The organism is Streptomyces sp. NPDC058335, assembly GCF_042723915.1.
Taxonomy (GTDB): Bacteria; Actinomycetota; Actinomycetes; order Streptomycetales; family Streptomycetaceae; genus Streptomyces.
On record NZ_JBHXHX010000022.1, the window covers coordinates 1 to 14,642 of the forward strand.

14 protein-coding genes and 1 pseudogene are annotated in these 14,642 nt (G+C 72.6%); 4 read left to right on the top strand and 11 right to left on the bottom strand.

Annotated features, from left to right (window positions below; translation table 11 throughout):
* Positions 1-40: 40 nt before the first annotated feature.
* From ACFWJX_RS33195 to ACFWJX_RS33205, 3 genes are all read right to left on the bottom strand, one after another.
* Complete coding sequence (locus tag ACFWJX_RS33195; protein WP_383250036.1) at positions 41-853, bottom strand: SAM-dependent methyltransferase; 813 nt, start codon at positions 851-853, stop codon at positions 41-43.
* Positions 854-954: 101 nt separating this feature from the next.
* Positions 955-1,230 (bottom strand): DUF397 domain-containing protein, encoded by a 276-nt coding sequence (locus ACFWJX_RS33200; RefSeq protein WP_086771366.1) that lies wholly within the window; start codon positions 1,228-1,230, stop codon positions 955-957.
* Positions 1,231-2,091: a helix-turn-helix transcriptional regulator gene (locus ACFWJX_RS33205; RefSeq protein WP_383250037.1), complete on the bottom strand. Its 861-nt coding sequence runs from the start codon at positions 2,089-2,091 to the stop codon at positions 1,231-1,233. It lies immediately after the preceding gene.
* A gap of 228 nt (positions 2,092-2,319) precedes the next feature.
* Between ACFWJX_RS33205 and ACFWJX_RS33210 the strand changes: the two are divergent.
* The 3 genes and pseudogenes from ACFWJX_RS33210 to ACFWJX_RS33220 all read left to right on the top strand — a co-directional run.
* Positions 2,320-3,039, top strand: a pseudogene (locus tag ACFWJX_RS33210) (ATP-binding protein); the annotation flags it as partial.
* A gap of 359 nt (positions 3,040-3,398) precedes the next feature.
* Positions 3,399-3,842, top strand: a complete 444-nt coding sequence (locus tag ACFWJX_RS33215) for a hypothetical protein (protein WP_383250038.1) — start codon at positions 3,399-3,401, stop codon at positions 3,840-3,842.
* Positions 3,843-4,097: 255 nt separating this feature from the next.
* Positions 4,098-5,972: an ABC transporter ATP-binding protein gene (locus tag ACFWJX_RS33220; RefSeq protein ID WP_383250159.1), complete on the top strand. Its 1,875-nt coding sequence runs from the start codon at positions 4,098-4,100 to the stop codon at positions 5,970-5,972.
* An 8-nt stretch (positions 5,973-5,980) separates the two neighbouring features.
* Here ACFWJX_RS33220 and ACFWJX_RS33225 read toward each other — a convergent pair whose 3' ends face one another.
* The 6 genes from ACFWJX_RS33225 to ACFWJX_RS33250 all read right to left on the bottom strand — a co-directional run bounded on the left by ACFWJX_RS33225 (position 5,981) and on the right by ACFWJX_RS33250 (position 11,839).
* Entirely contained in the window at positions 5,981-6,154 is a 174-nt protein-coding gene (locus ACFWJX_RS33225) for a hypothetical protein (protein ID WP_355918309.1), read from the bottom strand.
* A 157-nt stretch (positions 6,155-6,311) separates the two neighbouring features.
* Positions 6,312-7,001, bottom strand: coding sequence for a DUF899 domain-containing protein (locus ACFWJX_RS33230; protein ID WP_383250039.1), 690 nt, complete (start codon positions 6,999-7,001; stop codon positions 6,312-6,314).
* 111 nt (positions 7,002-7,112) lie between these two features.
* Complete coding sequence (locus ACFWJX_RS33235) at positions 7,113-8,486, bottom strand: amidohydrolase (RefSeq protein ID WP_383250040.1); 1,374 nt, start codon at positions 8,484-8,486, stop codon at positions 7,113-7,115.
* 119 nt (positions 8,487-8,605) lie between these two features.
* Positions 8,606-10,486, bottom strand: a complete 1,881-nt coding sequence (locus ACFWJX_RS33240) for an FUSC family protein (RefSeq protein ID WP_383250041.1) — start codon at positions 10,484-10,486, stop codon at positions 8,606-8,608.
* Positions 10,487-10,685: 199 nt separating this feature from the next.
* Entirely contained in the window at positions 10,686-11,453 is a 768-nt protein-coding gene (locus ACFWJX_RS33245) for a nucleotidyltransferase family protein (protein ID WP_383250042.1), read from the bottom strand.
* Positions 11,453-11,839, bottom strand: coding sequence for a hypothetical protein (locus tag ACFWJX_RS33250; RefSeq protein WP_383250043.1), 387 nt, complete (start codon positions 11,837-11,839; stop codon positions 11,453-11,455). The genes ACFWJX_RS33245 and ACFWJX_RS33250 overlap by 1 nt, the downstream gene beginning before the upstream one ends.
* Before the next feature lie 224 nt (positions 11,840-12,063).
* On the opposite strand from ACFWJX_RS33250, the gene ACFWJX_RS33255 reads away from it, so the two are divergent.
* Positions 12,064-12,381, top strand: coding sequence for a hypothetical protein (locus ACFWJX_RS33255; RefSeq protein ID WP_383250044.1), 318 nt, complete (start codon positions 12,064-12,066; stop codon positions 12,379-12,381).
* 5 nt (positions 12,382-12,386) lie between these two features.
* On the opposite strand, the gene ACFWJX_RS33260 is transcribed toward ACFWJX_RS33255, so the two are convergent.
* The gene (locus ACFWJX_RS33260; RefSeq protein WP_383250045.1) at positions 12,387-13,106 is read right to left on the bottom strand and encodes an aspartate/glutamate racemase family protein; all 720 of its coding nucleotides are present in this window, start codon (positions 13,104-13,106) and stop codon (positions 12,387-12,389) included.
* Between the two features lie 5 nt (positions 13,107-13,111).
* Positions 13,112-14,590 (bottom strand): NCS1 family nucleobase:cation symporter-1, encoded by a 1,479-nt coding sequence (locus tag ACFWJX_RS33265; RefSeq protein WP_383250046.1) that lies wholly within the window; start codon positions 14,588-14,590, stop codon positions 13,112-13,114.
* Positions 14,591-14,642 lie beyond the last annotated feature (52 nt).

A 14,642-nucleotide genomic window follows, 5' to 3' on the forward strand; every position in this document is an offset into this window, starting at 1 on the left:
CGTCACGCGCGCGTGACGCCCCCCCCGGCACACCAGGCACCTACGGCTTGCGTGCCACCGCCCCGTAGCCGGGGATGACGCCGTCCTCCTGGCCCGGCACCGGCTCGCCGAGTTCGGGGTGCCACTCGGGCACCACCGCGACCCCGGGTTCGACCAGTTCCAGCCCGTCGAAGAAGCGGCCGAACTCCTCGCGGGAGCGCAGCGCCAGCGTGACACCGGCCGCCTTGAGCTTCTCCGTGGCCGCCGCGGACTCCTCCGGGGTGAAGTCGGCGGTGGCGTGGGTCATCATCAGGTAGCTGCCCGAGGGGATTTCGGCCAGCAGCCGGTCGACGAGTTCGTGCGCCCCGTCCTCGTCGGAGACGAAGTGCAGCAGCGCGATCAGCGACAGCGCCACGGGCCGCTCGAAGTCCAGGATCTTCCGGGCGCCTTCGACGATGGTGGCCGGGTCGCGGACGTCCGCCTGAAGGTACTCGGTGACGCCCTCGGGCGTGCTGCGCAGCAGGGCGGCCGCGTGGGCCAGGACGATCGGGTCGTTGTCGCAGTACACGACGCGGGCGTCGGGCGCGACCCGCTGGGCGACCTGGTGGAGGTTCGGCTCGGTCGGGATGCCCGTGCCGATGTCGAGGAACTGCCGGACGCCGTTGCCCGCGAGCCAGCGCGTGGCCCGGTGCATGAACGCCCGGTTGACTCTGGCCATCACCGGGACACGGGGATCGAGCGCCAGCATCTGCCGGCCCATCGCCTCGTCCACGGGGTAGTTGTCCTTGCCGCCGAGGTACCAGTCGTACATTCGTGCGGGATGGGGCTTGCTGGTGTCGATCCCGACGGCGCCGGTGGGGTCCTGCCCGGTCATGAGGAACTCCATGAGCATGTGACACGAATAATGATCAAGTCAGTACCAACATAAGGAAGTCGAACAAAGAGTGCGCAGAAAGAAGGGACACGTGGGTCGGTTCAGGACAACAGGAAGTCCGCCTCTCCCGCCTTCGCCCCCTCGATGAAGGCCGTCATCTCGTCGGAGGTGTAGATCAGCGCCGGCCCGTCGGGGTCGGTGGACTGACGAACGGCGATCCGGCCGTCGGCGAGCTTCATGGCCTCCAGGCAGTTGCCTCCGTTGCCGCCGCTCCACGGCTTGTGCCAGCCCTCGCTGCCCAGTTCCCTCGCGGGCATGCCGTTGTAGATCCGCTGAGCGCGGCCACGCGGCCTGGTCGGGGACTTGATGCGTTCCATTCACAGCTCCTTGCGGAGATCCCGGAGGATCTCCTTCGTGCGATGTGCCGTAGCGGCCTGCGCCGCCATGCGGTCCATGACCTCGAGGTGGGTCGCCACCTCCGTGCGCGCGTCCAGGTAGACGGCGCCGGTCAGGTACTCGCTGTAGACCATGTCCGGAAGTTCGGGCATGGCGAATCGGAACAGCACGAAGGGCCCGTACGTGCCGGGGTGCGGCCCCGAGGAGAACGGGGCGACCTGCAGCGTCACGTTGGGCAGCTTCGTGGCGTCGAGCAGTTTGTCGATCTGCGCGCGCATCACCTCCGGGCCGCCCACCGGGCGGCGCAGCACGGTCTCGTCCATGACGACCCACAACCGGGGCGCGTCCTCACGGGTGAGCAGTCCCTGGCGTTGCAGACGCAGGTCGACGTGGCGCTCGATGTCCTCCGGCCGGGTCTGGCCGATGGCCCCGGACCTCAGCACTCCGCGCGCGTAGTCCTCGGTCTGCAACAGGCCGGGGACGAAGTGCGGTTCGTACTGGCGGATCAGGGCGGCCGCGCCCTCGAGGCTCACGTGCATCGAGAACCAGCCGGGCAGCACGTCGTGGAAACGCTGCCACCAGCCGGGTTTGTTGGCTTCCTCGGCGAGCTGGACGAAGCCCTCGGCCTCCGCGTCGGTGACGCCGTAGGCCTTCAGCAGCAGCTGGAGGTACGGGATCTTGAGGGAGACCTCGGCCATCTCCATACGGCGGACCGTGGCGGGTGCGACGCGGAGGATACGGGCGGCTTCCTCGCGCTTGAGCCCGGCGCGTTCCCGCAGGTCCAGCAGGCGCCGACCGAGGACGACCTGTCCCACCGTCGGCGCGGACCGCGGTTCGCTCACGCTCCACCTCCACGAAGAGCCGACCGACGGGTCACTTGGCCCGGCCGACCGGTCACGAAAGACTCCCGACAGCCCTGCGGCGCCACGCGAAGACCCGAATCGAAGATGCGTACGAATAAATACGGATCTCCGGTGATCCCAACTGGCGCCGCTCGATGTGCTGTTGCGAGCAGTGTGCCACGGCGCTTCACCGCGTCACACAGCACTCTGCATTTTTCAGAGTGACACTTGCCAAGTGTTCACGGCGGGGCGATAGTGGCAAGCGTGATTCCGTCCGCGCCCTTAGGAACAGACGCCGCCGCAGGCCACCCCCAGGGTCTCGGTGCTGGTGGGGGTATCCCCACTCGAGCGCATTCGAGCGTGGGGGAGGCCGGCCCCGACCGGGCCGCCGCCGAGCGCCGGTTCCGGTTCGAACTGGCCGCACACCCGGGTTCCCCGGCGCAGGCCAGACGCCTGGCACGGGCCCGGCTGACGGGCTGGTCGGTGTGCGAGGACACCTGCGACACGGCTGCCCTCGTCATATCCGAGCTGGTCACCAACGCCATCGTGCACACCGCGAGCGGCGTGGTCGTCTGCGAGCTGTACGACGGCGGCGACCTCGTGCGCATAGCCGTACGCGACGAGGGCTGCGCGCCCGGTGAACCGCACCCCTCGCCGCAGCGGCCCGACGAGGAACACGGGCGGGGCCTGTTTCTCGTCGACGCCCTCTGTCACTCCTGGGGCGCCCAGGAACACGGCCCCGGCCTGCTGGTCTGGGCGGACCTGCCCCGGCAGGCCTCCCCCGAGGACTCCGCGGAACCGGCTTCCTGCGGACATCCCGCCGAGCGGTGTCAGGACGCCGCCGCCGAACCGGCCCCCGCGCCCCGTGCCGACCTCGGCTGGGGCGCCCGCCCGAAGCCGGGCCCGGCCGACGGCTCGGACGACGAGGGCGAGACCCCCGCCGAGCAGGGCGATCACGGCGACGCGGTGCACGGTGGCCCCGGGCCCGTCGAGCAGGCCCCCAGGGCGCACCCCGCGGAAACCCACCCGTCCGGCCACACGCACCGGCCCCACCACACCGCCGCCGACGGCCGGGGCGACCCCCGGTCGAGCGGCCCCCTCGGCCGGCCCCCGCGTCTGTCCGACGGCCCTCTGTCCCGCGTGGCGCCGCAGTGGCACCGCGGCCCGGGAACCGGCGGGCCCTCGACCCCGGCCGACCACGCCGACCGCACCGACCACGCCCTCGACAGGACGAGCGGGGTGCCCGCCCGGCGCCCGCACCCCGGCACGGGGCCACCGGTCTTCACCCCGCGCGACCGGGACACTGCGTGAGGGCCGCCCCCGGCCGGATCGGGGTGCTCACCCTGGACACGCTGGTCCGTCTGGGGCGCGGCCCCGGCGGCGACACCCCGCGGGCCACGCACCGGCTCGCGGTTCCCGAGGGCATGACCGCCCCGCTGGGCTGCGACGCCGTCGCCGTACCGGCGCGGCTGGGCCCACTGGTCATGCCCCGCCTGCCGCGCGTGGGCTGCGTGTACGCCGACACGGCGCACTGGTGGTGGCTGGTTCCGTCGGACTCCGACTACGCACTGGAGTGGCCCGCCCCCGCGCAGTACACCACGGGTGCGATCGTGCCGGACTCCGCGCAGGTGCCCGGCCTCATCCACCGGCCGGACGGCACGCTCCCGTACACCCCGCCCATCCCCCTCTACCTGGCCCTGTGCCTCCTCACGGACACACCGCCCACCTGGTCCCGGCCGATCAGCGCGTGACCGCGCGCGCCCGCGCGCCCAGTACCCACCCCCGATCGACACCTACCGTCGTCGACGGCCCCGGGCGCACGCCCGCGCGCGGCGCCCGAGCCCGTCCCGCGCCCTGCCCTCCCGCAGTCCCGCCCGCGATAGTGGCCATCCGTCCACGATCGGGGGAGGCCGAGGGTGCGGAAAGTGCCGGAACAGAAGGGTCCTGACGAACGCGACGTCTCGGAGTCGGAGCGCCTGCTCTTCGGAGGCCCGCTCCGCTACGACATGGGCTGGAACCAGCACCGGGACGCCTTCCTGGAGCTGAACTTCCGGGCCATGGTGACCCGGCTGCCCTCCCTCCTCACCGCCAGTCTCCGGCTGGCCCGCGAGGCCGACCCGCGCGCGGCCCGGATCGTGGTGGCGGCCGAGCTGGGCCGGGGCGTGGCGCAGGCGGTGAGCCTGCTCGCGGTGAACACCGTGCTGGGCCGGCTGATCGCCGGCGGCCCGATCGAGGACCGGCTGCGCGGCGCGGCTCCCGCGCTGGCCGTCGTGGCCGCCGTCCTGCTCGTCGCGGTGGTGCTGCGGGCCGCGTCGACGTACGCCACCGGGCGCCTGGAGCCCAAGGTGGAGCGGGTGGCGACCGAGCGGTACCTGGAGCGGGCGGCCGCCGTGGAACTGGCCGCGATCGAGGACCACGCCTTCCACAAGCTGCTGGACACCGCGCAGTACGGCGCCCGGTCCAGCCGGTACATGATCAGTCACGCCACGCGCGTGGTGAACGCGATGATCTCGCTGATCGCTGCGGCCGGCGTGCTGACCGTCCTGCATCCGCTGCTGCTGCCGCTGCTGGCCACGATGACGCTGCCGAGCGCCTGGAGCGCCCTGACGAACGCGCGGCGCCGGTACGAGTCCTTCCACACGTGGGTGCAGCACGCGCGCGCGGGTCATCTGCTCGCGGGTCTGCTCACCGAGCCGGCGGCGGCGCCAGAGATCCGTGTCCACGGAGTCGGCCCGTTCCTGCTGCGGCACTTCCGGGCGATGTCGGAGACCGCGGAGGCGGAGCAGGCCCGCCTGGCCGGGCTCGCCGCCCGCACCGGCCTGTTCGCGGCGGCCTGGACGGGCCTTGCGACACTGGCGACGTACGCCACGCTCGGCGGGCTGCTGCTCACCGGGACGATGGCACTGGCGGTGGCCGGTACGGCCGTCATCGCGATCCGCAGTGGTTCGGCGAGCCTGAACACGCTGGTCGTGGAGGTCAACCAGCTCCACGAGGAGGCGCTGTTCGTGGGCGATCTGCAACGCCTGTACGTCGAGGCGGCCGAACGGGCGATCCCGGAGGGCGGCTGCGCCCTGCCGGAGGATCCGCGGGAGATCCGGTTCGAGAACGTCTCCTTCGGCTATCCGGGCGAGTCGGCCCGGCCCGCCCTCGACGACGTGACGCTCACCCTGCCGCTGGGCCGGATCATCGCGCTCGTCGGGGAGAACGGTTCCGGCAAGACGACCCTGGTGAAGCTGCTGGCGGGGCTGTACCGGCCGGACCGGGGGCGGATCCTGTGGGACGGCGTGGACGCGGCGGACGCCGACCGGCACCTGCTGGCCGAGCGCATCGCGATGGTGGCGCAGGACTTCAAACGGTGGCCGTTCACGGCCCGGGTCAACGTGGCCGTGGGCCGGTCATCGGCGCCGCTGACCGAGGAGCGGCTGGCCGGCGCGGTCGGTGAGGCGGGCGCCGAGGAGGTGGTCGCGGATCTGCCGCGCGGCCTGGACACACTGCTGGCCCGCAACTTCAGCGGCGGGCACGAGCTGTCCGGCGGTCAGTGGCAGCGGCTGGGCATCGCGCGGGCGGCGTACCGGCGTGGGCGCATCCTGATCGTGGACGAGCCGACGGCGGCCCTGGACGCGCGGGCCGAGCTGGAGGTCTTCGAGAAGATCCGCGCGCTGGCCGACGGCGGCCAGACGGTCGTACTGATCACGCACCGGCTGGCGTCGGTCCGGCACGCCGACCTGGTGCACGTCCTGGACGAGGGCCGGCTCGTGGAGTCCGGCACCCCGGACGAGCTGCTGGCCGAAGGTGGGGTCTACGCGGAGCTGTACGCGCTTCAGGCGGGGCAGTTCACGAGCCCGCCGACGGGCAGGGTGCACGCCTCGAAAGCGGGCTGACCGCTGCGTCAGTCGGTGGCCTCGCCGCCCCGCACGACCACCAGGAACGTGTCGGTCGCGAGGTCCATGACAACCTCGGCGGCCAGTCCCTCCATGCGCCGCGCCTGTGCGAACTCCTCCGCGGGCCACGACCCACGCGGCCCGCCCGCGGGAAAGCGTTCGAGCACTGTTCGCCCGTTCACCATCTCGCACCTCCGATAAGCGTTGTACCTGTAGGAGTTAACGCTGTTCGGGGGCGGAACGCCTCGGCCAGTGACGTGACTGAGACGTAGTTGACACAAGTTCAACGCAGAGTGTGAGTATCCGGTCACCTTCTGAACGCGCCGACTACGGTCCGCGTCAGAATTCGTACTCGTCGTGATAGCGGATGCGCTCACTACCGGCCGGGGCGCCGAGGCCCGACGCCCTCCCCTTGGGCTCCTCCCACTCCTCCTGGCGCCCGAGGGCCGTCAGGTCGAGCAGGCTGGTGGTCGAGCCGAGCCCGTCGAGCCCGCGCTCGTACGTCGAGTAGGTGTGGAAGACGCGGTCGCCGTCCCGCAGGAAGCAGCTGAGGCCCGGCCGCTCCACGAGTTGCCCGGATTGTTCCAAGGTGACCTCGAAGTCCCGGTTGAAGTCGTTGTCGTACGAGGAGTACCAGGGCAGCGTCCAGCCCATGCGCGCCTTGAACGGCAGGATCCTCGGGAAGGGCGCCCGGGAGACCACGGCGAACGACGTGCCGCGCGCCTTCAGATGGGCGAGGTGGCCGATCTGGTCGAGGAAGGCGGAACAGCTGCGGCAGCCGGCCTCCCATTCGGGCGCGAACATGAAGTGGTGGACGACGAGTTGGTGGCGCCCCTCGAAGAGGTCCAGGAGGCTCGCCTTGCCGTCGCCGCCGTCGAAGACGTACTCCTCGGCGATCTCGACCATCGGCAGTCGGCGTCGCTCGGCGTTGAGCGCGTCACGCGCGCGTGTCACCACCTTCTCCTTGACCAGCAGTTCCTCGCGCGCGGCGTGCCATTCCTCGCGCGAGACGATCTCCGGAAGCGACATGGGCCCCTCCTGTTGCAGCGGTCCGTTCCGGGTGGTGACCTGTGCCGTCGGCGGAACTCATCGCCGCCCCGCGAACTTTTTCCTTTCCGGGTTCTTCGGGTTCCGGGCTCCTCAGGTGTCGTACTCCTGGATGCGCCGGCCGTGGCCGCGGTCCACGAGGGCGGGCAGGCGCTCGGCCAACTCCTCGACGACCGCCAGGAGGTCGAGGGTGAGCAGCTCGCGGTCGCGCATGAGGATCCGTCCGTCGACGATCGTGGTGCGTACGTCGGAGGAGCGGGCGCTGTGGACGAGGGTCGCGGCGAGGTCGTGCACGGGCTGGGTGTGCGGCCCGGTGAGGTCGACGAGGACGATGTCGGCGCGCCGGCCGGGGGCGATACGGCCGATGCGATCCCCCAGGCCGACGGTCCGGGCGCTCTGCACGGTGGCGTGGTGCAGGGCCTGACGGGAGGTCAGCCAGCGGGGGTCGGCCTCGGTGGACTTCTGGACGAGCGCGGTGAGAGCCATCGACTCCCAGACGTCGAGGGAGTTGTTGGAGGCGGCACCGTCCGTGGCGAGTCCGACGGGCACGCCGATCTCGCGCAGCGCCCGGATGGGAGTCGTCGTGGGCCAGGCGAACTTGAGGTAGCCGCGGGGCGCGCTCGCCACGGCCGTACGGCCACGCGCGCGTGCGAGGACGGGAAGGTCTCGTTCCAGGATGCCGGTGCCGTGGGCGAGGAGGACGTCGGTGTCGAGGATGCCGGTGCGTTCCAGTACCTCGATCGGGGTGACCCCGTGCCGGGCGAGTCCGGCGTCCGTCTGGGCGCGGTTCTCGGCGGCGTGCAGATGGACGGGCAGGCCGTGGTCGCGGGCGAGTTCGGCGGTCGCGGCGAGGTCGGCGTCGGTGACCGTGTAGGGAGCGTGCGGCGCGAGGGCGGTGGTGATGCGGCCGTCGGCACCGCCACGGTGCCGCAGCGCGAACTCCAGCGAGGCCTCGCGGCCCGGGACGCCCTGCGAGGAGAAGTAGGCCTGCCCCAGATGGGCGCGCATGCCGCATTCCTCGACGACGGCGGCGACCGTGTCCATGTGGAAGTAGTGGTCGGCGAAGCAGGTGACGCCGCCGCGGATCATCTCGGCGCAGGCGAGGCGGGCACCCAGTTCGACGTCCCGCTCGGTGAGGTTGGACTCGACGGGCCAGATGACGTCGTTGAACCACTCCTCGGTGGGCAGGTCCTCGGCGAGGCCGCGCAGGGCGACCATCGGCGCGTGCGTGTGGCAGTTGACCAGCCCAGGCATCGCGACCTGGCCGCGGGCGTCGATCCGTTGGACGGCCGCGATCCCCGCCGCGTCGGCGGCGGTGGTGACGGCGTCGACCACCCCGTCCCGCACGACGACGGCGGCGTCCTCGCGGAAGGCGATCCGCTCCCGGTCGTCGTGCACGAGGACGGTGCAGTGGGTGATGACGAGATCGGCGGGGTCGTCCCGTCCGGGGGACGTCTGGGAGGACATCGGAGGGGGCGTCATCGCGTCAACGTACGACGCCGTGGTCCCGTCGCGTGAGCCTGGGCGCGCAGGGTGTCCGGAACCTTTCGCCCGGCCCCACCCGCAGCCTCCGTGAGGACCGCTGGTCACACCGCGACGGCGTGACCTGTGACGGCGGTCGGCAGTCCCACCCGCTCGCGATGGGCGGCCAGTTCGCCGAGGAGTTCGGTGAGCCGGTCGCTGTGACGGCGGTCGAGCCGGCCGGTGTCGTCGAGGTGGACGGCGGCTGCGGTGGCCGTGTCGACAAGTCGTTCGAGGAGGGCGGCGACCTCGTCGGTGCCCTCGGTGTGCCGGGCGAGGGCGGGCAGTTCGGCGGCCGAGAGGGCGATGGCGGCACGGGCCTCGGAGAGCGCCCGGTAGGCGTCGCGGCGCAGCGTCCAGCGGGCGGCGCGGTCGTCGGAGCCGTCCAGTACGTGCACGAGGTAGGCGTGCGCGGCGCCCGCGGCTGACGCGAGCCGGGCGCGCACGTGCCCGCCGCGCTCCCCCGGCATCGGCAGATGCCCGACGATCAGCACGAGCGCACAGGCCAGCAGCGTCTCGCCGATCCGCCCGACGGAGGCCTGGGGTTCCCCGCCGACCATGACGAGCGACAGGACGAGGACGGTGACGACGGCGGTCTGGGCGGCGAAGTGCCGGGTGGAGACGGGTATCAGCGCCCCGCAGACCGCGACCAGTGCCACCAGCCCCTGCGGGTGGGGCAGCACGGCGGCGAACCCGGCGAACAGCAACGCCCCGAGGACCGTCCCCGCGGCCCGGCACAGCACGCGCGAGACCAGCGGCCCGAGGTCGGGCTTCACCAGGAAGACGGCGGTGGCGGGCAGCCAGTACCAGTGCGTGTGCTGCCCGTACCAGTGGGAGTGGTGCAGTGCCTGGGCGATGGCGGCGCTGGCGCCGAAGCAGAGGGCGACCCGCAGCCCGTACTCCCGCCCACCGGCGCCGAACGCGGTCCGCAGCAGGTCACGGGCGCCGCGTCGGCGTGTGTGCAGGTCGGAACCGCTCCCCTGGTCGAAGGCGTGGGCGGCCTGGAGCAGGGCGTCGTCGAGGGCGCGCAGCGCGGGCGCGGACCGGGCGGGCGCGGGCAGCGGCCCGGTGGCCGCGCTCTCCCGTACGGCGGCGGCGAGTCGCCGGGGTCCTTCGGCGGCCCGGCCGGTGAGGGGTTCACCGGCCCAGGCGAGGGCGGTGGCGGCCTCGGCCAGGGGCAGGGCGGCGGCGTACTGGGCGTGCAGCCGGCGTTCGGCCGCGGAGCTGGCGTAGCGCCGCAGCCGGGGCCCGGCGAGGGCGTCCTGGGCGTGGTCGAGAGCGGCGGTGAGGGCGGCGCGGCGAGCGGTGGCGTGCTCGGTGCCCGTGGCGTCCAGGAGGGCGGCGACGGCCTCGTAGACGGCGGCCACGGCCGCCCGCTCCCCGTCGAAGCGGAAGTCTCCGGCCAGCGCGCCGGGGGTGGGCAGCGCGAGCCGCAGCACGATCAGCCATCCGGCGCCGGTGAGGAAGGCGAGGGCCCGCGCCCAGCCGCTGTCGGGCAGCGGCATCCCGGCGCCGATGGCCGCCGCGACGAGGAGTTGGGTCCCGCCCCCGGAGGCGACGGGCCCGATGGCGCTCATCCCGCCGGCCAGGAGGCCCAGCGCGGTGAGGACGAGTGTCAGCGCGACCGCGCCGACGTGGTCCCCGGCGTACGTCCCGACGAGGACTCCGGCCGCTCCGGCGAGCGCGGGCGCCCCGAGTCGCCGGACCGCGGTGCGCCGGCTGCCGGGCCGGTCGTTGATCCCGGCGAGCATGGCGGCGATGGCGGCGACGACCCCGAGGGAGGTGTGGCCCGCGAGGACGGCGGTGAGCAGCAGCGGCCCCGCGGCGAGCGCGCCGCGCACGACGGCGCTCCATGGGACGGGCCCCCGCTGGGCGCGCAGCGCGTGCGCGAGCCAGGGCGGCAGGGCGGGGAGTGTGCGAACGGCAACGGCGGAACGCGGGGACACAAAGCTCCGTTCGGACGAGGGCGGGGGTGTGCCATCGGGCGACGGTGGCCGGGGCTGGTGCTCGGGCTGTGTCTCCACGGTACGGGGCGATCTTGGAGAAGGTGGGACGGTCGCGTTTCGGGAAGGTGACACCTGGCCCGGATCCGGGGTTCTTTATGAACGCAACTGCTGGGGCGGCCTCCGCGGGAGCCGCGACCTCTCACGCGCGCGTGGCTTCGGCCGCCGCCACCGTCTCCTCGAAGAGGACACGGGCCCGGTCGAGCGCCTCCGGGACGCTGTCGTGGGCGATCTGGGCGACAAGGGCGTCCACGTCTCGCAGCCCGGCCCGCTCCAGCAGCCGCTTCTCGTTGGTCACCCACTCCCCGCGCGCGGCAAGGACGGCGTGTCCGGCCTGGGTGGCGGCGACGGCCAGAGCACCCGCAGCCTCCGTGCGGCGGTCCCGGTCCGCGTGGTGGGCGGCCGCGTAGGCGAGAGTGGCGTTCGCCGTGCCGTACCAGCGGTCGCACGCCGTCCGGCGGAGCCTGTCGGGGTACGCGGCCGGGCGCGGCAGCTCTCCGTGCAGTACGCGGTTGATCGCCAGCTCGGCGACGACCAGGTAGCTCGGGATGCCCGCGAGGTGGAACAGCAGCGGCTCCACGCGGAACCGGCCCCGCTCCGCGTCCGCCAGTTCGTGGGTGACGACGTCCAGGTCGCGGTAGTGGACGTCGACGCGCCGTCCGTCGATCGTCAGCCAGGCTCCGCCGTTGAAGACGCCGCCGCCCCACGCGCCGATCTCGGACACCTCGCCCTCCCAGCCGACGGCCCTGAGGTCGGCCGGGTCGAAGGCGCCCCGGTAGTAGACGGCAAGGTCCCAGTCGCTGTCGGGGCGGTGGGTGCCCTGCGCGCGGGAGCCGCCGAGGGCGACGGCGCGGACGCCGGGGAGGGCGGCGAGGCGGTCGGTGGTGGTACGGAGGAAGGCTGCGTCCATCAGAAGTCCCAGATGTTGCGGTGGCGATGGCGGGTCGGCGGGTGGACCAGGTCCTCGGCGACGTCGAGGAGGGCGCCTGGGGGGGCCGCTCGCAGACGGTTGCGGGCGGTCGTACGGAAGACGGCCAGGGCGGCGCGGGCACGCGACTCGTACGGGCCGTCGACTCCCGCGTTCAGGGAGCGCGGGTACGTGTGGGCGGTGAAGGCGCACCGGACGGGGACGGGACGCGGGCGGCGGCCCTCGCGCGGCGCGCGGGCCGACTCCTGGGTGGTGACACGCAGTTGGACGAGGCGGTGCCCGGAGCGCAGACCGGCCCAGCGGGTCGACCAGGGGGCCGGGTGGTGGTTGCGGTGTCGGGGGCGGATGTGGTGGACGGTGCGGGACATGGCAGACCTCCGGGGGCCCGCCGGGATTTCCGGCGCAGCCCGCTAGAAGTCCGCCGCCGTGAAACGGCCCAGATGCTTGGTGCGCATGGGAGGAAGGGTGCCTCCGCGGCCCGCGCCCGTCCAGCGGTTAATCGCGGCGGGGGCGGGACGGGGGCGATTGTCAGTGGGGCGCGTTTCAATGGGAGGTGTCGTCACAGAGCGTCACGACAGAAGGGTTACGGGGGATGGGGACTGTGAGGTTCGCGGAGGACGAGCGGCGGTACGTGTCGCTGGCCGGACTGAGGATGCGGGGGTGGACGGGAGCGCTGGTGCACCGGCTCCTGGGCCCTCCGGACCGGCTCAGCGTGGATCCCCGGGTGCGGGCCGCGCCGTATGTCCGCCTGTACCGCGTGGAGCGGGTGGAGGTGGCAGAGCGCGGCGAGGCGTTCCTGCGGGGGCATACGCGGCGGACAGGCGGCGCGGCACCGGGCCGAGGTCCGGACGGTCCGGACATCCCCGGTACCCCGGATGTCGCTGGTGTCCCGGAGGGAGAGGGGCCGTGAGTCGGTCAGTCCCGGCCCGCGCTCCAGGTCCGCCGCTTCGGCACCGGCTTCGCCAGGCTGCCCGCCCGGCTCGTCCGCAGGCCCATCGTCACGAGTGCCTCCGCCAGCTTCACCGCTGCGGCCACCCCGTCGACGACGGGGAGGCCCAGCTTCTCCCCCACCGTGCGCTGGAGTCCCGTCATCCCGGCGCAGCCGAGGAGGAGTACTTCGGCGCCCGCGTCCCGGGCCCGTTCGGCCGCGGCGAGGAAGGCGGCCTCCGTGCGGTCGGCGTCGCCGAGGTCGAGGACACCGAGGCCGGTGCCGACGACCGCGGCGCAGTTGCGGCCCACGCCGGCCAGTTCCAGGCTGTCCTCGATCTGGCCGCAGGACCGCTCCAGGGTGGTGACCACGCCGTAGCGGCGCCCGAGCAGACAGGCCAGGTGGGCGGCGGCCTCCGTGATGTCGACGACCGGTACGTCGACCAGTTCCCGTACGCCCTCGCGGCCGTGCTCCCCGAACCCGGCCATGACGACGGCGTCGTACGGCGGTCCGTCGTAGGTGCGCAGGGTGTCGAGGACGGCAGCGGCCGAGAGGTAGCTGTCCAGCCAGCCCTCCGCGGACTCGGGGCCCCACGCGGGAGTCAGGCCGGTCACGGTGGTGCCCGAGCCTGCGGCGGCACGGGCACCTCGTACGATCTCCGCGGTCATCTCCTGCGTGGTGTTGCAGTTGGTGACGACGATCCGCACGCTTCTCAGACCTCCACGGGCTTGTCGGGGGCGGCCGCCGGGGTGGCGTTCCGCTCGCTGCGGCACAGCAGCACGTACAGACCGGCCGCGAGCGCGGTGCCGATGAACCAGGAGTACGGCGCCACGTCGCTGAAGGGCTTCACCAGCGCGAGCACCGCCGCGACTCCCGCGGAGGGAAGGAACGCCCACAGCGCCTTCGGGTTGACGCCCCCGCGGTAGTAGTAACGGGACCCCGGGCGGGCGTCGAACAGCTCGTCCACGTCCACCCGGCCGCGCTTGACCCAGTAGTAGTCGACCATGATCACGCCGAACAGGGGGCCGAGGAAGGCGCCGAGGCCGCCGAGGAAGTAGTTGACGACGGTGGGGTTGGAGAACAGGTTCCAGGGGGTGACGACCAGCGCGGCGACCGTGCTGATCAGACCGCCGACCCGGAAGGTGATCTTCTGCGGCCAGACGTTGGCGAGGTCGTACGCCGGGGAGACGAAGTTGGCGACGATGTTGACGCCCATGGTGGCGACGGCGAAGGTCAGCGCGGCGACGACGAGCACCCAGGTGTTGCCGACCTTGGCGACGAGTTCCGCCGGATCGGTGATGGCCTCGCCGAAGACCTCCAGCGAGCCGGCGGTGACGATGACGGAGACGACCACGAAGGCGGTCGAGTTGATGGGCAGGCCCCAGAAATTGCCGCGCCGCACGGTCCTGTAGTCGGGCGCGAAGCGGGAGAAGTCGCAGAAGTTCAGCATCAGCGTGCCGTACGTGGCGAGGATCAGGCCGATCGCGCCGAACCACTGCCGCCACTGCTCGCCCACGGAGACGGGGTTCGGGGTGGAGGTGAGGGAGATCGTCCAGTCGGCCTCGGCGAGGACCCAGACGGCCAGCGCGATCATCACGAGCCAGATCGCGGGGCCGCAGAAGTCCTGGAACCTGCGCACCGACTCCATGCCCTGGGTGATGATCAGCGCCTGGATCAGCCAGAGCGAGAGGAAGGAGATCCAGCCGAGGGCGTCCAGTCCCAGGAAGGAGCTGTGCGTCCATGACTCCAGGCCCGGCCAGGCCGCCAGCAGCATCACGTTGACGGCGACGGAGGCGAGGTAGGTCTGGATGCCGTACCACATGATGGCGATCACGGCCCGGATGAGGGCGGGGATGTTGGCGCCCCACACCCCGAAGCTGATGCGGCTGACCACGGGGAAGGGCACGCCGTGGCGCTGGCCGATCTTCCCCATCCAGTTCATGCCGGCGTAGATGAGCACGAAGCCGACGAGGAGGGAGGTGAAGACCTGCCAGACGTTCATGCCGAGGACCAGCAGGCCGGCCGCGAAGGTGTAGTTGCCGAGGTTGTGGACGTCGGACATCCACAGGGCGAAGAGGTCGAAGACCTTCCAGTTGCGCTTGTCCGCGGGTGCGAGGTCTTCGTTGGTGAGTCGGGGATCGGGGACGAAGACTGGGGCGCCGGTGGCTTCGGCGCGGTCGGCGAGGGACACGGTGCCTCCTTGGGCAAGGGGACGGAGGAGGGCTGCGCGACCGGTGGGGGCC

Excerpts from the sequence above, each read along its gene's own strand:
- ACFWJX_RS33255 (WP_383250044.1), top strand. The coding sequence starts at position 12,064 with ATGGGGACTGTGAGGTTCGCGGAGGACGAGCGGCGGTACGTGTCGCTG.
- ACFWJX_RS33220 (WP_383250159.1), top strand. The coding sequence starts at position 4,098 with ATGGGCTGGAACCAGCACCGGGACGCCTTCCTGGAGCTGAACTTCCGG.
- ACFWJX_RS33245 (WP_383250042.1), bottom strand. The coding sequence starts at position 11,453 with ATGGACGCAGCCTTCCTCCGTACCACCACCGACCGCCTCGCCGCCCTC.
- ACFWJX_RS33195 (WP_383250036.1), bottom strand. The coding sequence starts at position 853 with ATGACCGGGCAGGACCCCACCGGCGCCGTCGGGATCGACACCAGCAAG.
- ACFWJX_RS33230 (WP_383250039.1), bottom strand. The coding sequence starts at position 7,001 with ATGTCGCTTCCGGAGATCGTCTCGCGCGAGGAATGGCACGCCGCGCGC.
- ACFWJX_RS33235 (WP_383250040.1), bottom strand. The coding sequence starts at position 8,486 with ATGTCCTCCCAGACGTCCCCCGGACGGGACGACCCCGCCGATCTCGTC.
- ACFWJX_RS33250 (WP_383250043.1), bottom strand. The coding sequence starts at position 11,839 with ATGTCCCGCACCGTCCACCACATCCGCCCCCGACACCGCAACCACCAC.
- ACFWJX_RS33200 (WP_086771366.1), bottom strand. The coding sequence starts at position 1,230 with ATGGAACGCATCAAGTCCCCGACCAGGCCGCGTGGCCGCGCTCAGCGG.